This is a genomic window from Rhizobium sp. CFBP 8752 (assembly GCF_014842035.1).
GTDB classification, from domain to species: domain Bacteria; phylum Pseudomonadota; class Alphaproteobacteria; order Rhizobiales; family Rhizobiaceae; genus Neorhizobium; species Neorhizobium soli.
In genome coordinates this window covers 593,191-612,620 of the sequence record NZ_JACYUZ010000002.1, presented here as the reverse complement: position 1 = coordinate 612,620, position 19,430 = coordinate 593,191, and the positions used below count along the sequence as shown (strand labels likewise).

The 19,430-nt window shown below is 61.2% G+C and carries 17 protein-coding genes and 1 pseudogene; 14 read left to right on the top strand and 4 right to left on the bottom strand.

What is annotated here, in order from left to right; all coding sequences use genetic code 11:
- Positions 1-258 precede the first annotated feature (258 nt).
- The 10 genes from IFT59_RS15935 (at position 259) to cysG (ending at position 12,984) form a co-directional block, all read left to right on the top strand.
- Complete coding sequence (locus tag IFT59_RS15935) at positions 259-858, top strand: ANTAR domain-containing response regulator (RefSeq protein ID WP_192087481.1); 600 nt, start codon at positions 259-261, stop codon at positions 856-858.
- 19 nt (positions 859-877) lie between these two features.
- Complete coding sequence (locus IFT59_RS15930; protein WP_192087480.1) at positions 878-2,161, top strand: CmpA/NrtA family ABC transporter substrate-binding protein; 1,284 nt, start codon at positions 878-880, stop codon at positions 2,159-2,161.
- A 349-nt stretch (positions 2,162-2,510) separates the two neighbouring features.
- Positions 2,511-3,809 carry a CmpA/NrtA family ABC transporter substrate-binding protein gene (locus IFT59_RS15925; RefSeq protein ID WP_113110449.1) on the top strand — a complete coding sequence of 433 codons (1,299 nt, stop codon included), beginning with the start codon at positions 2,511-2,513 and terminating at the stop codon, positions 3,807-3,809.
- A gap of 74 nt (positions 3,810-3,883) precedes the next feature.
- A complete protein-coding gene (gene ntrB / locus IFT59_RS15920; protein ID WP_113110450.1) occupies positions 3,884-4,789 on the top strand; it encodes a nitrate ABC transporter permease in 906 nt (301 codons plus the stop codon).
- Positions 4,790-4,799: 10 nt separating this feature from the next.
- Positions 4,800-5,597, top strand: coding sequence for an ABC transporter ATP-binding protein (locus tag IFT59_RS15915; RefSeq protein ID WP_192087479.1), 798 nt, complete (start codon positions 4,800-4,802; stop codon positions 5,595-5,597).
- A gap of 5 nt (positions 5,598-5,602) precedes the next feature.
- Positions 5,603-8,050: a nitrite reductase large subunit NirB gene (gene nirB, locus IFT59_RS15910; protein ID WP_192087478.1), complete on the top strand. Its 2,448-nt coding sequence runs from the start codon at positions 5,603-5,605 to the stop codon at positions 8,048-8,050.
- Between the two features lie 4 nt (positions 8,051-8,054).
- Complete coding sequence (gene nirD / locus IFT59_RS15905; protein ID WP_192087477.1) at positions 8,055-8,390, top strand: nitrite reductase small subunit NirD; 336 nt, start codon at positions 8,055-8,057, stop codon at positions 8,388-8,390.
- A gap of 35 nt (positions 8,391-8,425) precedes the next feature.
- A complete protein-coding gene (gene cynS / locus IFT59_RS15900) occupies positions 8,426-8,869 on the top strand; it encodes a cyanase (protein ID WP_192087476.1) in 444 nt (147 codons plus the stop codon).
- Between the two features lie 16 nt (positions 8,870-8,885).
- A complete protein-coding gene (locus IFT59_RS15895) occupies positions 8,886-11,537 on the top strand; it encodes a nitrate reductase (protein WP_192087475.1) in 2,652 nt (883 codons plus the stop codon).
- Positions 11,509-12,984 (top strand): siroheme synthase CysG, encoded by a 1,476-nt coding sequence (cysG, locus tag IFT59_RS15890; RefSeq protein WP_192087474.1) that lies wholly within the window; start codon positions 11,509-11,511, stop codon positions 12,982-12,984. The genes IFT59_RS15895 and cysG overlap by 29 nt, the downstream gene beginning before the upstream one ends.
- Before the next feature lie 115 nt (positions 12,985-13,099).
- Here the strand turns inward: cysG and IFT59_RS15885 are convergent.
- The 3 genes and pseudogenes from IFT59_RS15885 to IFT59_RS15875 form a co-directional block, all read right to left on the bottom strand.
- A pseudogene (locus tag IFT59_RS15885) lies at positions 13,100-13,398 on the bottom strand (ethanolamine ammonia-lyase light chain EutC); the annotation flags it as partial.
- 205 nt (positions 13,399-13,603) lie between these two features.
- Positions 13,604-14,227, bottom strand: coding sequence for an exopolysaccharide biosynthesis protein (locus IFT59_RS15880; RefSeq protein ID WP_192087473.1), 624 nt, complete (start codon positions 14,225-14,227; stop codon positions 13,604-13,606).
- Positions 14,224-14,538, bottom strand: a complete 315-nt coding sequence (locus IFT59_RS15875) for a hypothetical protein (RefSeq protein ID WP_249407611.1) — start codon at positions 14,536-14,538, stop codon at positions 14,224-14,226. Before IFT59_RS15875 ends, IFT59_RS15880 begins: the two co-directional genes overlap by 4 nt.
- A 621-nt stretch (positions 14,539-15,159) precedes the next feature.
- Between IFT59_RS15875 and IFT59_RS23440 the strand changes: the two genes are divergently transcribed.
- Entirely contained in the window at positions 15,160-15,390 is a 231-nt protein-coding gene (locus tag IFT59_RS23440) for a helix-turn-helix domain-containing protein (RefSeq protein WP_162734851.1), read from the top strand.
- A gap of 73 nt (positions 15,391-15,463) precedes the next feature.
- Here IFT59_RS23440 and IFT59_RS15865 read toward each other — a convergent pair whose 3' ends face one another.
- Complete coding sequence (locus tag IFT59_RS15865) at positions 15,464-16,267, bottom strand: helix-turn-helix domain-containing protein (RefSeq protein ID WP_162734844.1); 804 nt, start codon at positions 16,265-16,267, stop codon at positions 15,464-15,466.
- Positions 16,268-16,380: 113 nt separating this feature from the next.
- Between IFT59_RS15865 and IFT59_RS15860 the strand changes: the two genes are divergently transcribed.
- From IFT59_RS15860 to IFT59_RS15850, 3 genes are read left to right on the top strand one after another with little or no spacing between them, the layout of a single operon-like run.
- The gene (locus tag IFT59_RS15860; protein WP_197978126.1) at positions 16,381-17,694 is read left to right on the top strand and encodes an MFS transporter; all 1,314 of its coding nucleotides are present in this window, start codon (positions 16,381-16,383) and stop codon (positions 17,692-17,694) included.
- Positions 17,695-17,713: 19 nt separating this feature from the next.
- Positions 17,714-18,457 carry an HpcH/HpaI aldolase family protein gene (locus IFT59_RS15855; RefSeq protein WP_192087472.1) on the top strand — a complete coding sequence of 248 codons (744 nt, stop codon included), beginning with the start codon at positions 17,714-17,716 and terminating at the stop codon, positions 18,455-18,457.
- Between the two features lie 45 nt (positions 18,458-18,502).
- Entirely contained in the window at positions 18,503-19,411 is a 909-nt protein-coding gene (locus tag IFT59_RS15850) for a hypothetical protein (protein WP_113166296.1), read from the top strand.
- Positions 19,412-19,430: the final 19 nt, after the last annotated feature.

The following is a 19,430-nucleotide window of genomic DNA, read 5'->3' as shown; positions in this document are numbered from 1 at the left end:
GACGTCATTGGCAGTTTACGCGCCCATCCAATGCACCGTGATTGCGCTGAGCTGCATCGGAATGAGAGCGATCAGCGCATTTTTGCGCCATGATAGGACCAAAGCACTTGTGTTGCCGGTTATTGCCGTACGCGATCTCGAAGTAAGGCAAACCCTGATCGTCGTGAGCAACAGGAGTGCGTCTTTGCTCCGGGGTCGGGGGGCTGCGTCAAGCGTGGGTCGCTTGCATCTCGCATGCCATTGCTCTGTTGCCCCGGCATGAGCAGATCAAAAATCACCACCGACCTGACGATCCTGGTCATCGACGAGAACGCCATCCGGGGTTCGATCATCGAAGAGGGTTTGAACGAGGCAGGGCACCTGAATGTCAGGGTCATCCACGAAATGCAGGGCGTGGCGCGGCTGATCGAGACGATGGATCCGGATGTCATCATCATTGATATCGAAAATCCAAATCGTGACATGATGGAGCACATGTTCCAGCTCACCCGCATGATTTCGCGGCCAATTGCCATGTTCGTGGACAGATCCGATACGGCGGCGATCGAGGCTGCTGTTGATGCCGGGGTTTCCGCCTATGTGGTCGACGGGCTGAAGAAGGAGAGGATCAAGCCGATCCTCGATATGGCGGTGAGCCGCTTCAATGCCTTCAGCCGGCTGCAGCGCGAACTCGCCGAGGCACGCAGTGCGCTTGAGGAGCGCAAGGTCATCGAGCGGGCCAAGGGCATTTTGATAAGGATGCGGGGGATGAGCGAAGAACAGGCATACGCGCTGCTACGCCAGACGGCGATGAACGAGAAGAAGAAGCTGGCAGACATCGCGCAAAGCGTCGTCACGGCTGCAGGAATGCTGCTTTGAGCGCGGCATCGATCGGAGAATGCTGGTGAGTGATCGTGTTTCCACGCAATCTGGCGACAGCGCCATCAAAGCGCCGTCGCGTGTCCGCGGCAAGGAGCAGAGGCTTCTGCGCGCGGGATACATCCCTTTGATGGATGCAGCGATCCTGATCGTTGCAACCGAACTCGGCTTTGCGGAAAGGGAGGGACTACGTCTCGAACTGGTACGGGATGTCACCTGGGCCAATGTGCGGGACCGGCTGGCGTTTCGTCAGTTCGACATTGCCCATATGCTGTCGCCGATGCCGGTCGCCTCCATGCTGGGCCTAGGATCCAATCCTTCGCCGACGATCACACCCTTTTCGCTTGGCCGCGGCGGCAATGCCATCACGCTGTCGGCGCGGATCTTCGAGCGGATGAAGTCGTTGACGGGGCTTGCCGATGATGCGGGCGCGCTTGCCAATGCGAAGGCTCTCGCGGCTCTACTCGCCGACATGCGCGCCCGCGGCGAAGCCATGCCGACGCTTGGCATGACCTATCCGTTTTCCTCGCACAATTACGAGTTCCGCTACTGGCTGGCAGCTGGCGGCATCAATCCGGACCGCGACGTCAAGCTGGTCGTGGTGCCGCCGCCGCTGACATCCGATGCGCTTTCGGCAGGCGCGATCGATGGATTTTGCGTCGGTGCGCCCTGGAACATGATCGCCTCTGAACGCGGGACTGGCAGGATCGTCGCGGCCAAGCAGGACATATGGCCTCTGGCGCCGGAGAAAGTGTTGGGCATGCGGCCGGAATGGGCTGAGACCAATGCCGATACGGTGTCGCGCCTCATCGTTGCGCTCGACAGGGCAGCGCGGTGGTGCGACGACGCCCAGAATCACAACGAACTCGCAGAGATCCTCAGCGCCCCCGATTATATCGCGGCGCCGACGAGCATTATCCGCAGTGTCCTCAGCGGCGAATTCAGTCTGGATGCGCAGGGCACGACGCGGGTCGTTCCCGACTACTTTCTCTACCACGGCAAGGCGGCAAACTATCCGCGGCCGGACCAGGCAAGCTGGATCTACAGCCAGATGATCCGCTGGGGGCAGGCTGATTTCAGCGAAGAAGGCATGGCACGGGTCACGAGCGCCTTCCGGCCCGACCTCTACGAGATGGCGCTGGGTGCAAACGCGGCCACCCCGGATGAGCCGGGCGAACGAAGTGCATCGGGATATGATGGCTTCATGGACGGGGAGATTTTCGACCCTCGTGATGTGCAGGCCTATGCGGAGCATTTTGCGGTTCGCTCGACGTCATCAGGCGACGACGTGACCGAAGCGTAATCGCGCGCGGTGCGCAAAGCTGAGGCATCTGCATCGAAAGTCAGGCTTCATAACGTGCAGCGCCGCTTGCCCTGCAATCGGCTACGCGTTCGGCAACTGTCCGTAAATGCAAACTAATCGTTCCCGTTGATGGCCTTATTTCGATCTGGCACGATGTTTGCTTGTATCTAACTGTCCGCGGTCAATGGCGATCGCAGGACAGATGAGCGCCCGATCAGGCGCAAATACCCATCCGACACCGACGTCGCATGCTCCCTTGCCGTCCGGCGCTTATCGCCCGGACCCGGCAGACGGGCACGCGGCGTTTTTTTGTTTCCGGATCTCCGTCACACCAGAGGGGCACAACGCTATGACGAAGACTACAGGAATGAACATCAACCGCCGGCAGATCCTGAAGATCAGTTCTGCCGTTGCTCTGGCAAGTGCTGTGCGCGCCGCATTTCCGTCCGGCGCCTTCGCCGCCTCGGCAGGTCCGGAAGTCAGCGGCCTCAAGATCGGCTACATCGCGCTGACCGACGCCGCGCCGCTGATCATTGCACAGGAAAAGGGCCTGTTTGCCAAGCATGGCCTGCCGGATGTGGAAGTGCTCAAACAGGCATCCTGGGGCGCGACGCGCGACAATCTCGTGCTCGGCGGTGCCGCCAACGGCATCGACGGTGCGCATATCCTCACCCCGTTGCCCTATCTCATGTCCACCGGCAAGGTGACCCAGAACAACGTACCGGTGCCAATGTCGATCGTTGCCCGCCTCAACCTCGACAGCCAAGGCATTTCGGTTGCCAAGGAATATGCCGGGACCGGGGTCCAGCTCGATGCTTCCAAGCTGCGGGAGGCGTTTGCCGCCAAGAAGGCTGCCGGCAACGAGATCAAGGTCGCCATGACCTTTCCTGGCGGCACCCATGATCTCTGGATCCGCTACTGGCTCGCCGCCGGCGGCATCGATCCGGACAAGGACGTGTCGACGATCGTGGTGCCGCCGCCGCAGATGGTGGCGAACATGAAGGTCGGCAACATGGACGCCTTCTGCGTCGGCGAGCCTTGGAACGAGCAGCTCGTCAACCAGGGTATCGGCTTCACTGCCTGCACCACCGGCGAGATGTGGAAAGGTCATCCGGAAAAAGCGCTCGGGCTTCGCTCAGACTGGATCGAGAAGAACCCGAATGCCGCGCGTGCGCTGATGATGGCCGTCATGGAAGCCCAGATGTGGGCCGACAGCATGGACAACAAGGAAGAGATGGCCGCCATTCTTGGCAAGCGCCAGTGGTTCAACGTGCCGCCGAAGGATGTCGCCGGCCGCCTCAAGGGCACCATCAACTACGGCAACGGGCGCCTTGTCGAGAATACCGGGCTGGAGATGAAGTTCTGGAAGGACCACGCCTCCTATCCGTTCAAGAGCCACGACGCCTGGTTCCTCACCGAGAACATCCGCTGGGGCAAGTTCGCACCCGACACCGACATCAAGGCGCTGGTCGACAAGGTCAACCGCGAAGACATCTGGCGCGCGGCAGCAGCCGATCTGGGAATCGCTGCCGCCGACGTTCCGGCGTCGAGCTCGCGTGGAAAAGAGACCTTCTTCGACGGCAAGGTCTTCGATCCGGAAAACCCGAAGGCCTATCTGGAGAGCCTGACGATCAAGGCAAGTGCCTGAAGCAGCGGCCCCTTACGCGGCAGCGCATGGGGGGCCTGTCTTGTCCAGAACGAACATCACTTGAAGGGATCACCATGACTGCAACAGCCCGCAAGTCAGACCAGGCAACAACGCCAAAAACGCCGGCGGCGTCGGAGAAAAGCGCGACCGTTGTCATGATGGTCCAGCCCCCAGCCCGCAAGCTCAACATCCGGCATGCCGCCACTGCCGTCTGTCGCAACGTATTGCCGCCGCTGGTAGTGCTGATCGTGCTCCTCGCCATCTGGCAGATCGCCTGCTCCGGTGCTGGCGCTACTTTGCCACCGCCATCACAGGTCTGGATCGACAGCTATGACCTGATCGCCCATCCGTTCTTCGATTTCGGGCCGCAGGACATAGGTCTTGCCTGGCGCGTGCTGATCTCGCTTCAGCGTGTCGCGATTGGCTTCGGGCTTGCAGCAGTGGTCGGCGTTTTCCTTGGCGCCCTTGTCGGGCAGTCGGTCTGGGCCATGCGCGGCCTCGACCCGATCTTCCAGATCCTGCGCACTGTTCCACCACTCGCCTGGCTGCCGCTCTCGCTCGCCGCCTTCCAGAATTCCAATCCATCGGCGATCTTCGTGATCTTCATCACCTCGATCTGGCCTGTGATCATCAACACCGCCGTCGGCGTGCGCAACATTCCGGATGACTATCGTAACATCGCCCGGGTCCTGCGCCTCAATCAGCTCGAGTTCTTCATCCGCATCATGGTGCCGGCGGCGGCCCCTTACATCTTCACCGGCCTTCGCATCGGCATCGGCCTGTCGTGGCTCGCCATCGTTGCCGCGGAAATGCTGACCGGCGGCGTCGGCATCGGCTTCTTCATCTGGGATGCGTGGAATTCCTCGCGCCTCACCGACATCATCGTGGCGCTCGCCTATATCGGCGTGACCGGCTTCGTCCTCGACAAGCTGGTGGGCCTGCTCGGCTCGATCGTCACCCGCGGCACCGCCAGGAATTGAGGAGACGGCCATGAGCGCCTACCTGAAAATCGATCACGTCGACAAGAACTTCGAACGCGCCGGCACAACAACAGAGGTGCTGAAGGACATCTCGCTCACCATCGACAAGGGCGAGTTCGTCTCCATCATAGGCCATTCCGGTTGTGGCAAGTCGACCCTGCTGAACCTGATCGCCGGCTTGACGCGGGTTTCCGCCGGTGCCGTCCTGCTCGAAAACGTAGAGGTCAATGCGCCGGGCCCGGAACGCGCCGTCGTTTTCCAGAACCATTCGCTGCTGCCGTGGCTGACCGTCTACGAAAACGTCAATCTTGCGGTCTCCAAGGTCTTTGCCGGCAGGAAGACGCGGGCCGAAAAGCATGACTGGGTGATGCGCAACCTGGACCTCGTCCAGATGGCGCATGCCAAGGACAAGCGCCCTTCCGAAATTTCCGGCGGTATGAAGCAGCGCGTCGGGATTGCTCGCGCGCTCGCCATGGAACCGAAGATCCTCCTGCTCGACGAACCTTTCGGTGCGCTCGATGCGCTTACCCGCGCCCATCTGCAGGATGCGGTGATGGAGATCCATTCCCGCCTTGGCAACACGATGATCATGATCACCCATGACGTCGACGAGGCCGTGCTGCTCTCCGACCGCATTGTCATGATGACCAACGGCCCGGCCGCCCGCATCGGTGAAGTGCTTGACGTGCCAATCCAGCGGGTACGCGACCGCATCGCGCTCGCGGCCGACCGAACCTACCTCAAGTCCCGCGAAGCTGTACTGAAGTTCCTCTACGAACGTCACCGCTTCGTCGAAGCTGCGGAGTAACCGACATGACGGAAAAGCTCGTTATCATCGGCAACGGCATGGCGCCCGGTCGCATGCTGGAAGAACTGTTCGAAAGGGCCCCCGGTCGTTTCGACGTGACCATCTTTAACGCCGAACCGCGCGTCAACTATGACCGCATCATGCTCTCGCCGGTGCTTTCGGGCGAGAAGTGCTACGACGATATCGTCATCCACAATGACCATTGGTACGCCAGCCATGGCGTGACACTGCACAAGGGTGCAAGGGTCACTGAGATCGACCGCCAGGCGAAGACGGTCACCTCGGCCAACGGCATCACCGCAGCCTATGACAAGCTTGTCATCGCCACCGGTTCTCTCCCGTTCATCATCCCGGTTCCGGGTCACCAATTGCCCGGCGTTCTCGCCTACCGCGATCTCGCCGATGTCGAGAAGATGGTCGAGATTGCGGGCGCCAAGGGCCGCGCCATCGTCATCGGCGCCGGGCTGCTGGGGTTGGAGGCTGCTTACGGGCTGAAGCGGCAGGGCATGGAGGTGACCGTCATTCACCTCAACCCGACCATCATGGACCGTCAGCTCGATCCGCCGGCCGCCTATCTGCTCGAAAAGGCGCTGACCGAACGCGGCATCGACATCATCACCAAGGCCAATACCAAGCGGATCCTCGGCACCGACAAGGTGGAGGGTATCGAGCTGGATGACGGCCGCGTCATCACCGGCGCTATGGTGATCATGGCCGTCGGCATCCGCCCGGCCTCGAGCCTTGCCAAGGATGCCGGCATCGCCGTCAACCGCGGCATCGTCGTCGATGACGGCATGATGACCTCGGACCCGAACGTCTTTTCGCTCGGCGAATGCGCCGAACATCGCGGCATCTGCTATGGGCTCGTTGCGCCCCTTTATGAGGCCGCAAGGGTTCTCGCTGATCGCCTCATCGGCGGGACCAGCGAATATCATGGCTCCGTCGTCAACACGAAGCTCAAGGTCACCGGCATCAACCTGTTTTCGGCAGGCGATTTTGCCGAAGCGCCGGACCGCGAGGAAATCGTGCTGCGCGATGCGTCCGCCGGCATCTACAAGCGGCTGGTGCTCAAGGACAATCGCATCATCGGCGCGGTACTCTACGGCGAAACGGCGGATGGCTCTTGGTTCTTCGACCTGATGAAACGCGGGACCGACATCTCGCAAATGCGCGACACCCTGATATTCGGCCAGTCCTACCAGGGAGGGTCTCCGCTGGACCCTATGGCGGCCGTTGCAGCCTTGCCGGATGATGCGGAAATCTGCGGCTGCAACGGCGTCTGCAAGGGCAAGATCACCACGACCATCACCGGCAAGGGTCTGATCTCGCTGGATGACGTCCGCGCCCATACAAAGGCATCCGCATCCTGCGGTTCCTGCACCGGCCTCGTCGAGCAGCTGATGGCGCTGACGCTGGGCGATGCTTACAACCCGGCCGCCGTCACGCCGATGTGCACCTGCACCGAGCTTGGCCACGACGACGTCCGCCGCCTGATCAAGGCGAAGACCCTGAAGACCATTCCGGCCGTGATGCAGGAACTGGAGTGGAGGACCTCCTGCGGCTGCGCCAAATGCCGCCCTGCGCTCAACTACTACCTCGTCTGCGACTGGCCGGACGAATATGCCGACGACTACCAGTCGCGCTATATCAACGAGCGTGTGCATGCCAACATCCAGAAGGATGGCACCTATTCGGTCGTGCCGCGCATGTGGGGCGGCGTCACCAATGCGGCGGAACTTCGCGCCATCGCCGATGTCGTCGACAAGTTCGAAATACCGATGGTGAAGGTGACCGGCGGCCAGCGCATCGATTTGCTCGGCATCGAGAAGGAAGATCTGCCGGCCGTCTGGGCCGACCTCGGCAAGGCCGGATTCATCTCGGGTCAGGCCTATGCCAAAGGCTTGCGCACGGTAAAAACCTGCGTCGGTTCCGACTGGTGCCGCTTCGGCACGCAGGATTCGACCGGGTTCGGCATCCGCGTCGAGAAGTTCATGTGGGGCTCGTGGACACCAGCCAAACTGAAACTTGCCGTCTCCGGCTGTCCGCGCAACTGCGCCGAAGCCACCTGCAAGGATATCGGAGTGATCTGCGTCGACAGCGGTTTCGAGATCCATTTCGCCGGTGCCGCCGGTCTCGACATCAAGGGCACGGATGTTTTGGGTCTGGTGAAAACCGAGGATGAGGCGCTGGAGCATATCGTGGCGCTCACCCAGATGTATCGCGAGCAGGGCCGTTACCTTGAGCGCATCTACAAGTGGGCCAAACGCATCGGCCATGACGAGATCCGCCGCCAGATCATGGGCGATCCCGAAAAACGCCGTGCCTATTACGATCGTTTCGTGTTCTCCCAGACATTCGCCCAGGTCGACCCCTGGTCGGAGCGTGTCTCGGGCAAGGACAAGCACGAGTTCAAGCCCATGGCGACCATCAGCTACAACCAGGCAGCGGAGTGAGGCGATGAACAGCAACTGGATGACGATCGGTCGAATAGACGACATTCCGCTGCGCGGGGCGCGTTGCGTAAAGACGCTGCAGGGTAAGGTTGCCGTGTTTCGCACGGCCGAAAACGAGGTCTTTGCAATCGAGGACCGTTGCCCGCACAAGGGCGGTCCGCTCTCCCAGGGCATCGTCCATGGCAAGGCCGTGACCTGCCCCTTGCACAACTGGGTGATCTCGCTTGAGAGCGGCCGCGCACTCGGCGCCGACGAAGGCTCCGTCGCGACACTGCCGCTGCGCAACACGGACGGCGAATTGTCCATCCTCCTGGAGAGACGGCTGGAAGCGGCCGAGTGAACACCCCCATCCCGCATATTCCCAAGGAGGCAATGATGCTGTCAAAATCAGACGTGACCGAGATGATCTACGAGAAGAAGCGGCAGGCCGGCCTGAGCTGGGCCTCGATTGCCGAAGGGATCGGCATGAGCGAGGTATTTGTTACCTCGGCCTGCCTTGGAATGAATGCGCTGCCACGCGTGAAGGCCGATCTTCTGGTGCGCAATCTCGGTCTGCCCCAGGAATGTGCTGTCGTCCTGGCGGAGTTCCCGACCAAGGTCTGGGGTCGCGATATCCCTACCGATCCCTGCATCTACCGGCTCTACGAGATCGTTGGAGTTTACGGCGAGACCCTGAAAGAACTCATCCAGGAGAAATGCGGGAACGGCATCATGAGCGCCATCGATTTTGACATGGTGGTGGAGAAGGTTGCCAATCCGAAGGGCGACCGCATTGAGATCCGCATGAGCGGAAAATATCTCGGTTACAATAGTTGGTGAGATGCGGGAAGCCACCATGTCCGGTGTAACCAAGACGACCTGCCCCTATTGCGGTGTCGGCTGCGGCGTGATCGCCGCAGTCGACGACGAGGGCAAGATCAGCGTGTCGGGCGATCCTGACCATCCCGCCAGTTACGGAAGGCTTTGTTCGAAAGGCTCGGCGCTGGCCGAAACGCTGGATATGGACGGTCGCGCACTTTACCCTCGAGTTCATGGCGAAAGAGCCGGCTGGGACGAAGCGCTCGATCTCGTTGCCGCAAATTTTCAGCGGGCCATCGGCAATCATGGCCCGGATTCCGTTGCCTTCTATGTTTCCGGGCAGATGTTGACCGAAGATTATTATGTCGCCAACAAGCTGATGAAGGGGTTTATCGGCTCCGCCAACATAGACACCAACTCACGCCTGTGCATGGCCTCGTCCGTTGCCGGTCATCGCCGCGCCTTCGGCGCCGATACCGTCCCGGCCTGCTATGAGGACCTGGAGCTGGCGGATCTCGTGGTCCTGGTCGGCTCCAACATGGCCTGGTGCCATCCTGTCCTTTACCAGCGTCTGGCGGCGGCCAAGGCTGCCCGGCCTTCCATGAAGGTGGTGGTGATCGACCCGCGCAAAACCGCGACCAGCGACATCGCCGATCTGCATCTGGCCGTGGCCGCCGATGGCGACATAGCCCTGTTCAACGGCCTGCTCACCTATCTGTCCGAGACCGGAGCGGTGGACGAAAACTACGTGTCAAGGCACACATCCGGGTTCCCTGAAGCGTTGATGGCAGCGGCACCTGGCTCTGACCTTTCGAAGGCGACGGGCGTGTCCGGCATGCTCATCCGTCAGTTCTACCGTCTCTTCGGACAAACCGAGAAGGTCGTCACTTGCTACAGCCAGGGCGTCAACCAGTCTGCCGTCGGCACGGACAAGGTGAACGCCATCATCAACTGCCATCTCGCAACCGGTCGGATCGGCCGGCCCGGAATGGGACCCTTGTCACTGACCGGCCAGCCAAACGCCATGGGCGGGCGCGAAGTTGGCGGTCTCGCCAACATGCTCGCAGCCCATATGGCGATCGAAAACCCGGTGCACAGGGATCGGGTGCAGCGCTTCTGGAGTTCACCCACCATCGCCGACAGACCCGGCCTGAAGGCCGTCGACATGTTCGAGGCGGTGGCGGACGGTCGGATCAAGGCGATCTGGATCATGTCGACCAATCCGGTTGTCTCCATGCCCGAGGCCGATGCGGTCAAGGCGGCCCTCAAGGCATGCCCCTTCGTGGTGGTCTCGGACATCCAGCAGGATACCGATACGGCCCGTCTCGCCCATGTCCTGCTTCCGGCCACCGGCTGGGGCGAAAAATCCGGCACGGTGACGAATTCTGAGCGTCGGATCTCCCGGCAGAGACCGTTCCTATCTGAGCCGGGCGAGGCCCGCGCCGACTGGTGGCAGATGGCTGAGGTCGGGAAACGCATGGGGTTCGGCCCGGCCTTCGATTACAGCGGCGAGGCTCAGATCTTTGCCGAGCATGCAGCCCTGTCCGCCTTCGAGAACGAGGGCGAGCGCGATTTCGACATCGGCGCTCATGCCGTAATCAGCCACGGCGCCTATAAGGAGCTCCAGCCATTCCAGTGGCCCTTGCGTGGTGACGGTTCAAAGCTTGCCCGTTTCTTCGCCGATGGTGGTTTCTTCACCGCCGATCGAAGGGCCCGCTTTGTGCCGGTCGCGACGCCTGCGCTGGAAAAGACGGACGGCCGCTTTCCCTTCACCCTCAATACGGGCCGGATCCGCGATCACTGGCATACGATGACGCGGACGGGAAAGAGTGCCCGGCTCTCCGCCCATATCGCGGAGCCCTTCTGCGAGATCCATCCGGCGGACGCGGCGAACGTCAGTATCGGCGATGCCGACCTCGTGCATGTCGAAGGCGAAAACGGCAGGTCGATCATCGTGCGCGCCCTGTTGACCGAACGGCAGATGCGGGGTTCAGTCTTCGTTCCCATGCACTGGACCGGCGAGACGGCGCCGAGTGCCCGCGTCGATACGCTTGTCCCCTCCCGCGTCGATCCGGTGTCCGGCCAGCCTGCCTTGAAGATGGCGCGCGTTTCCGTTGCCCGCCAAGAGGCGCAAGCGCATGGCTTCCTGGTGACGGCGAAGCGTCCGCTCGACCTCCCGTTTGCCTATTGGGCGATCGCGAGAACCGAAGGTGGTTACCGACTGGAATTTGCAGGCGACCCGCCCGCCGATGGCTGGGAGGACTGGTTGCGGCGCAGTTTGCAGCTCGACGAGCGCCAGGACTTCTCCGGTTACCTCGACCGGCAGGCCGGGGATCACCGCCTGCTCGCCTTTGACGGAGAGCATCTGCTGGCAGCCTTGTTCGGGGCACCGGAACCGGTCAGCGTATCGCGGCAATGGGCGGTCGAGCAGCTGAAGGAGCGGCATCTGGACAGCCGCACCCGTTCCATGCTCATAGCCGGCCGGCCGGCAGCGGGGCGACCGGACAAGGGCGCGATCGTCTGCTCTTGTTTTTCGGTCGGTATCAATGAGATTAGTGCCGCCGCCCATCGCGGTTGCCGTTCTGTGGAAGCCGTCGGCCTAGTCTTGAATGCCGGAACCAATTGCGGCTCCTGCCGCCCCGAAATTAGGAGGATCCTGGATGCGACGCAAACCCTTGCAGCAGAGTGACGGAAACGAACGCATCGCAGCACTCGCGAAGCTGCCGGTCTTCTGGAGCCTTACGGGCAAGCGGGCGGTCATGGCGGGCGGATCGGACGGCGCCGCCTGGAAGGCAGAGCTTCTGCAAGCCTGCGGTGCTGAGGTAGAGCTTTACTGCGAAACCGCCGAGCTTGGCGACACGATGAAGGCGTTGGTCGCGCGGACCGGGCTGACGCATCATGACCATCCCTGGCATTGCGGTATCTTCGCCGGGGCGTCGCTGGCGCTCGCCGACTGCGAGACCGAAGCCGAGGCGCAGGCCTTCTACTGCGCGGCGCGCGCGGCCGGCATCCCCGTCAATGTGATCGACAAGCCTGCCTATTGCCAGTTCCAGTTCGGCTCGATCGTCAACCGGTCTCCGGTGATCGTGTCGATCTCGACGGACGGGGCGGCACCGATTCTGGCCCAGGCGATCCGCCAGCGGATCGAAACACTGTTGCCGCCGGCGCTGAAGCAATGGGCAGGCCTTGCGCAGTCGGTGCGGGAGGCGGTCAACCGCCGGCTTTCGCCGGGTCCGGCAAGACGCCTTTTCTGGGAGCGTTTCGTTGCCCGAAGCCTCTCGACCAACGAGCCACCAGCGCAAGATACCGCGGACCGGTTGCTCGCCACCGCCGAGCAGATCGCCTCGGTTCCGAGTTTGGGATCGGTGACCCTGGTCGGTGCGGGGCCGGGAGATGCCGAACTGCTCACGCTCAAGGCCATGCGGGCGCTGCAGGCCGCCGATGTCATCCTGTTCGATGATCTTGTCTCGCCGGAGGTGCTGGAACTGGCGAGGCGTGAGGCAAAGCGGTTCCTCGTCGGCAAGAGAGGCGGACGGGAGAGCTGTCGCCAGGATGACATCAACGACATGATGGTGCGGTTCGCAAAGGACGGCAAACGCGTTGTCCGGCTTAAATCCGGTGACCCGATGATCTTCGGGCGGGCTGGCGAAGAAATCGCCCGGCTGCAAAGCGAGGGCATCGCCGTGGACGTGGTACCGGGCATCACCGCAGCGTCGGCCATGGCTGCGTCGCTGAAGACATCGCTCACCAACCGCGACCACGCCCAGCAGGTCCGCTTCGTCACGGCCCATTCGCGGGATCATGAACTGCCCCAGACCGTCGACTGGGCCTCGCTCGCCAAACCCAACCAGACCTCGGTGTTCTACATGGGCGGACGCATGGCAGGCCAGATCGAGCAGCGCTTGATGGACAACGGGATGACAGCTGACACGCCCGTTGTCGTTGTCTCCTCCGTCAGCCGCACGCACGAACATCGCTGGGCTGGCCCGCTCGCAAGCCTTGGCGATGCCATGCGCACGATCGGCGTCGAGGAGCCTGTGCTGATCGGGGTCGGAGAGGTGTTCGGCGCGGTTGCCGGAGAACACGGTCAAAGTTTCGACCAGGAAGGGCAGGAGCATCGGGTTGGAAGCGTTTAAGCGATGCTGAGCGACGTCGCTGGGATGGAGCGGCACTGGAACCGTTGAAACTCCCATCGATATCGACCGCCCGATGCACCCGTCAGCAGCAAGCCCAATCCAAACCCCGACAAGCCTAGACGGGATCTTTCCGGTCATCGCTCAAGGCCGCCCGTGACAAAACGGCTGGATCGCTCTCATCCTTTAACTGCACTCCGGTGGCGCCTCGCGAAAAGCGCATTCAACGAGCCAGCTCAGCTTGTATGCTGCCGGCTCCGCATCAAGGCCTCCGGGCCTGATGTTCGACACACAGTTGCGATCGGCATCTGTTCGTCCAGGTTTGGGCGCGAGTGTCAGGTAAGCGCCGAGACTATCCGCGACCGAAAGCGCGGGTCGTTCGCCCACCAGAATGATCGTCATCCGCGCACCAAGTAAGTCTCAGCGCGGCGGTTGCGTCTCGCGGGATCTGGAGACTGTCGCGGATCACCGTTGCCGCAGCCTGAATCTTGCGCTCGGATATCGCGTCGCGCGTCATGCCGTTAGCCTCGTTAACCCGTATTTCAGAGAGAGATCGCTGCGCAGTGAGCGAAGGCGGCCATCTTGATCTGACGTTCGCACTTCCTGTCCAGGAGGGCGAACGTCAAAGCAAAGGGATGGCGTCAGCCGTCATGTAAAGGAGCGCTCCCGTGATGCCGAGCGCGATGGCCGTCATACTAAGCCCGAGAAGAACCACGAGACCGTCGCGCTCGATCAGACCGATGGCGATCGCACAGAGTGCCGCAACGGGGGCAAGGTTTCCAAACGGGATTGGCAGAGCGACGGCGACTGCAAGGCAGAAGACCGGAAGCGCAAGCAGGTAGGGCATGCGTGGTCCGGCAAATGCCTTCATCCGACCCGGCCGGACAAATTGTTCGATCCGTCGGACCAACGGCGATGCATACCGCTCCAACGCTTCGAATGCCTTTGCCGATATGCGTCGATTGGCGAGCAGCGACGGAAGCCATAGGGATTCCAGTCCGATCGCGAATTGAAGCGAAACAATTGCGAGCGCGGAGCCGAATATCATCCCGAAAGGACCGGGGATCGGGATCAGCGCCGGCAGTGCCAGAAGAAGCATCACGAAACCGAAGCCGGACCTCCCTATGAGCTCGAGAGCGTCGGCAATGGTCAGGCCGTCCAGGGTGCGTGCGTTTGCTACAAGATGTGACAAGGTCTTGGACGCTGTGCCGGTATCGTGCTCGCCGTCGGGCCCTGCCAGGTTCAACCTTCCGCCTCGCGCGTATTTTTCGTGCTGATCAGTGCGCGCAACGCGCCGCAGCTCGGATCGGCACCATCAAACACCCGTTCAGGTGACATCCACCCAATCGAGATGCCGATCGCTGTAGCCGTCGCCCAGCCCGGCTCATTGCCGGCCTTGTCGATGAGGCGTGGAACCTCAATAGCGAGGCATTGGCGCGATTGCTGCACAAGCTCTACCGGCGCGTTAGCGTTATCGAGATGTTGCCGCATCTCGGCATGCAGCGGATCGATAACGAATAGCGTAAAAATCCATGCGGAAATGTCTGCGATCATCATCCTGGTCCCGTGTCTTACGGCATCTGTCGGTATGGGGTCCGACATCGTGAAAGCGCCGAAGACTTTCACCAGAGGGGCCCGGACCAGCGGGTCGAACATGATTTGGGAAGAGGAGTGGGAGTGTTCAAGGCTGTGGGGCCTTGACGGCGCAAGTCGGCCTGGTCGATCACACTGCAATCGCGCGAACAGAAAGCAATGCTGCATGCCATATTACCTCGTCACCCAGACGTCGCTCGTGGAGGGTGCGGATGAAGTTGAAGCCGCTCGGAAAGTCCTCGCGAAGTTGAAGTCGGATTCCGCCGTGAGATTCACCGTGAAACACGATGAAGAGACTATCCGGCAGGTAACGGTTGCCAACGTCCCTGCAAGGGGAGCCGCGCAACCGACTGCGCAAGATCCCCGATCATCCCCGAAACGGATCCAAGACATCGTGGCTGAGGCCTCAGCCGTCAATCCAGCCGATGCAAATCTCTCCAAGCGGCCTGTCCTGTCAGCCAGGAGTGTTATTCTAGGATTGAGCCTGTTTGCAGCCGGCGTAACAGCGGGGCTGGTCATCATGGCTTTATTTGATCGCACTCATGGATGAGCCAAGGGAAACTTCCAGAAGACAGTTGAGAAGAGCTGCTACTGTTCCTTGAGGGGATCGTTCGGACTGGAAGCGTCACCGCCGAAGCCGTTGAATTAGCCATGCCCCACAGCGCTTTCAGCAGGCAGCTTTTGCAGCTGCAAGCATGGTTAGGCATCCTGCCCTTCGTAGAAAATCGCAGAGGGATGATTTCGACAGCCGATGTCGGTCGCCTTGCGGAAGTGCTCGGTGGTGCTTTGACGGGATTCACGATGCGTTGGAAGTGACTTGCCCCCAAATTATCCAGTTTTGAGTTTGCTCTAGTGCAGTATAGACCCGCTTCGACTGAGCCGCATCGCATCACGTCGCGATTTGATGGTCTGAGCGAACTCTGCAGGTGTCAGCTACGTCTGCTTGGAACTGCTCACAACCGCTTGCGATCCGTAGTGATAGCTCATGAAGCGGTTCGCAGAATTTCGCTACTGCCTGCTCGACCGAAAAAGCCGAGTTGAAATAGGTGACGCCAACCGTTGCGAGGACTTTGTCATCCAGCATCACAGGCATCGCGATGGTGTTCGACGAGCGGGGTTCGCTCATCAAGTCGCGTAGCGAAAATCCTGCACGGCGGACGCGGCCGAGCATGTCTAGCGCATCCTGTCGCTCGACGCGCTCGTGGATGTCGAGGAGGTCCAGGAGCATTTCTCTCTCAGCTATTGGGCAGAAAGCTAAGTAGGCGCGACCTAGCGCCCGTGTAAGCAGGTCGAGGCGTAGGTTGATGGTGCCATGGAACGGAGAGTTAGGGCTATCTATGATAGTACTGAATCGCACAATGACGTTTCGTTCCTCCAGCGTGGCGACGGCAATCGGCCACTGATACTTGCGGGTGAATTCGATCGACCAAGGCCGAGCGGCTTCGATCACCAGCGGGTCGCGATGATAGCCGCAGCTAAGAGCCTTCACGTTCGACGTGACCTGGTAACCGCCCTGACGTCTATCGTTCGTAACGTAACCAGCCTCGCCCAGCGTTTTTAACAGGCGCACCAGAGTTGCCTTAGGTAGCCCTGTCGCCGCGTGTAGATCCTTCAGCGATGTGACGCGGCTGCGGTTCAATTCGCGCAATATGTCGAACGCTCTGAGCACAGATTCAACGGTTTGACCGCTCATGCAAAATTCCACCAGGCGGAACAATAGATATAAGTCATGACCTGACCTGAGGGAATTTGCAACAACCGTTTTCGGAGAGGCACGAGCTTCGTGCAAGGGAGGAAAACATGTCAATGAGCTCATCAGTCAACGAGGCAAGTGTCATAAATCGCCTATCATGGCGGATCATGCCGATGGTGATCGGACTTTATCTTTGCGCGATCATCGATCGCTCGAACATCGGCTTTGCTAAGCTGCAGATGCTCGATGACCTGCATCTGTCAGAAGCAGGGTTCGCGTTCGGGTCCTCGATCTTTTTCCTCAGCTACGTTCTGGTGGAAGTGCCAAGCGCGCTGGCGGCCTACCGCTTTGGTGCCCGGCTGTGGTTTGCGCGCATCGCCTTGACCTGGGGACTGCTGACAGTCGTCCTCGCATTCTCGAATTCCGGCCTCACATTCTATTTCCTGCGTTTCCTGCTCGGGGCTGCCGAGGGAGGGCTTTATCCTGCGGTCATCTACTACCTGACGCTGTGGTATCCCGAACGCCATCGTGTTCGCGCCGTCGGTTTGCTGACGCTTGGAAGCGCTTTCGGCAACATGCTTTCGGCGCTGATCGCGGGTCCGCTGCTGGATCTGGATGGAGCGTTCGGCTTCACTGGCTGGCAGTGGGTGTTCATCGTCACCGGTATTCCGCCGATCCTGCTGTCCGTGGTGGTACTGAAATTTCTGCCGAACACGCCGGCCGACGCGACATTCCTGTCGGCCTCTGAAAAGTCCTGGCTTGGAACAAGCAATTCGGCTCCTAGGCACCATGCGAACCCGCTACGCGCGCTGATCGACCCCAAGGTCCTGTCGATGGCGCTTGTCTACATGCTCATCAATATCTCCCTGTTCGGGGTCATCTACTGGCTTCCGACAGTGATCAAGGGGTTCGGCGTCACCGGTACGCAGAACGGCCTGCTGAATGCCGTTCCCTGGGGCATTGCTGCGGTGCTGCTCATTACCCTGCCGCGACGGCTGCATACGGAAAAAGCGATCGTCAAGGCGACGATGGTCATCACGTTGATTGGCGTTATGTCGTTCGTGGCAGCCACGCAGCTCGACACCAATGTCCTTCGCTTCATCGCACTGGCCATTGGTGCCCCCTGCATCTCGATCCTCTTTCCGTGCTTTTGGTACTTTCCCTCGAAGCTCTTCCAGGGTGCACGCAGCGCAACCAGCATAGCGGTCATCAACACGATCGGGCTCATCGGTGGCTTCATTGCTCAGAACCTGATGCCGGGTGTCGCGCAGATGACCGGCACCGCCGTCGGCGCGATGATCGTGCCCGCCGCCTGCGTCGGCCTTCTCTTCATCATCACCGTCTTGCGCTTCCTGTCGATGCGCGGCGCCCCCGAGGCCGAAGTGCGGCCGGACTTTCACGCAACTGCAAGGCTCGATCATGACTGACATCTCGCAGAAAACCACAATGACCTTCCGTCAGCGCCTTATGGCCGGCGAGCGAATGCTCGGAAGTTTCATCAAGACGCCGACATCCCATTCGGTCGAGATTCTTGGCGATATTGGCTTCGACTTTGTCGTGGTTGACGAGGAGCATGCGCCCTTCGATCGAGCCGCAGTCGACGTCGCGGTTCTGGCGGCGAGGGCGGCCGGCACTGCGGCACTGGTGCGCGTCTCTTCCGAAGTGACGATCCTCAGCGCTCTCGACTGCGGGGCGGACGGCATTCTGGTTCCGCATGTGGCAAATGTCGCCAAGGCCAAATCGGTCGCCGCGGCATCGCGCTATCGCAATGGGACGCGGGGATACTCGCCCTCGGGGCGGTCCGGCCGCTATGGCGCAGACGTGTCGTGGCCGTATATCGACCGGAGCGACGCCCGGATCGCGACGATCGCGATGATCGAGGATCCCTCCGCCCTGGACGATATCGACGCGATCGTCGCCGTCGACGGCATCGATGCGTTCTTCGTCGGTCGCGGCGACCTGACGCTGGCATTGAACGCCGCAAGCTCGTCGTCCGACGAGGTGACCGCGGCTGTGGTGAAAGTGTCCGTCGCCGCCGGAAAGGTGGGAAAGCCTGTCGCGGTGATGGCGGCTACGCGCGAGGAGGGCGATGTCTTCGCCGCGCTCGGGGCAACGGCCTTCATCCTCTCTTCCGATCAGGGCTTCATGCGCAAGGCCGGCCTTCAAATGCTGCAGGCATTCCGGGCCTAGCGGCTGCCCATCCCAGCCTCGATTTCAAAGAAAAGGACGTCTGTCATGTATGACGCAAGTGATCCACGTGCCAGTTTGGCGGCAGGAAAGCCTTTGAGTTCGCCCGCCGGGCCGGCCTTCCCGGCAAGCTATGCCCGGTTCTACGATCAGGAAGCGCAAGATACCGACGGGGCAGGGAAGACCTGGATCGTCCGGGGGCAAAATTTCGTCCTTCTCCACACTCAGGCAGAGGGCGAACTGCTGCTCGAGCGACGGGGCCAGCCGGACGAATATGTGCTGCTCATGCCGGACGAGGCCACGACGGCGGTCGTCGAAGCGGGCGGCGAAAACCGAACGATCGACGGTCACTCGCTGACTTTCCTACCACCTGGCGATAGCAGCGTACGTCTATCAGGTGGCGGCCATGTCGTTCGCCTGTTCACCAGCGCCGCCGGGGATCTTCTCGAACAGGCATCGAATGCTGCGCTCTATGCCACTGCCAACCCGGCCATCCCGCCGCTGGCCAGCTGGCCGGCGCCCGTGGATGGCTACCGCATCCGCAGCTACAGTCTCGCGGTTCAACCGGAGCCTGGACGCTTCGGCCGGATCTTTCGCGGTTCGACCTTCATGGTGAACTATCTCGAACCCAAGGACGGCCCTCGCGATCCGTCATTGCTGTCGCCACACGAGCACTCCGATTTCGAGCAGTGCAGCGTGGCCCTGTCGGGGGAATACATTCATCACCTGCGGTGGCCCTGGACGACCGACAAGGCGCAGTGGCGTGACGACAACCACGAGACCTGTGCCTCACCCTCGGTCGCCGTCATCCCGCCGCAGGTAATTCACACGTCGCAGGCGATCGGAGCCGGGATCAACCAGCTCGTCGACATCTTCTGCCCGCCGCGCGCCGATTTTTCCGCCAAGCCAGGCTGGGTCCTAAACGCAGAGGATTATCCGATTCCTGCCCGTCCGTGAGAGTTGCGTTCCTACCAGA

Excerpts from the sequence above, each read along its gene's own strand:
- IFT59_RS15935 (WP_192087481.1), top strand. The coding sequence starts at position 259 with ATGAGCAGATCAAAAATCACCACCGACCTGACGATCCTGGTCATCGAC.
- IFT59_RS15930 (WP_192087480.1), top strand. The coding sequence starts at position 878 with ATGCTGGTGAGTGATCGTGTTTCCACGCAATCTGGCGACAGCGCCATC.
- IFT59_RS15925 (WP_113110449.1), top strand. The coding sequence starts at position 2,511 with ATGACGAAGACTACAGGAATGAACATCAACCGCCGGCAGATCCTGAAG.
- ntrB (WP_113110450.1), top strand. The coding sequence starts at position 3,884 with ATGACTGCAACAGCCCGCAAGTCAGACCAGGCAACAACGCCAAAAACG.
- IFT59_RS15915 (WP_192087479.1), top strand. The coding sequence starts at position 4,800 with ATGAGCGCCTACCTGAAAATCGATCACGTCGACAAGAACTTCGAACGC.
- nirB (WP_192087478.1), top strand. The coding sequence starts at position 5,603 with ATGACGGAAAAGCTCGTTATCATCGGCAACGGCATGGCGCCCGGTCGC.
- nirD (WP_192087477.1), top strand. The coding sequence starts at position 8,055 with ATGAACAGCAACTGGATGACGATCGGTCGAATAGACGACATTCCGCTG.
- cynS (WP_192087476.1), top strand. The coding sequence starts at position 8,426 with ATGCTGTCAAAATCAGACGTGACCGAGATGATCTACGAGAAGAAGCGG.
- IFT59_RS15895 (WP_192087475.1), top strand. The coding sequence starts at position 8,886 with ATGTCCGGTGTAACCAAGACGACCTGCCCCTATTGCGGTGTCGGCTGC.
- cysG (WP_192087474.1), top strand. The coding sequence starts at position 11,509 with ATGCGACGCAAACCCTTGCAGCAGAGTGACGGAAACGAACGCATCGCA.
- IFT59_RS15875 (WP_249407611.1), bottom strand. The coding sequence starts at position 14,538 with ATGATGATCGCAGACATTTCCGCATGGATTTTTACGCTATTCGTTATC.
- IFT59_RS15865 (WP_162734844.1), bottom strand. The coding sequence starts at position 16,267 with ATGAGCGGTCAAACCGTTGAATCTGTGCTCAGAGCGTTCGACATATTG.
- IFT59_RS15860 (WP_197978126.1), top strand. The coding sequence starts at position 16,381 with ATGAGCTCATCAGTCAACGAGGCAAGTGTCATAAATCGCCTATCATGG.
- IFT59_RS15855 (WP_192087472.1), top strand. The coding sequence starts at position 17,714 with ATGACCTTCCGTCAGCGCCTTATGGCCGGCGAGCGAATGCTCGGAAGT.
- IFT59_RS15850 (WP_113166296.1), top strand. The coding sequence starts at position 18,503 with ATGTATGACGCAAGTGATCCACGTGCCAGTTTGGCGGCAGGAAAGCCT.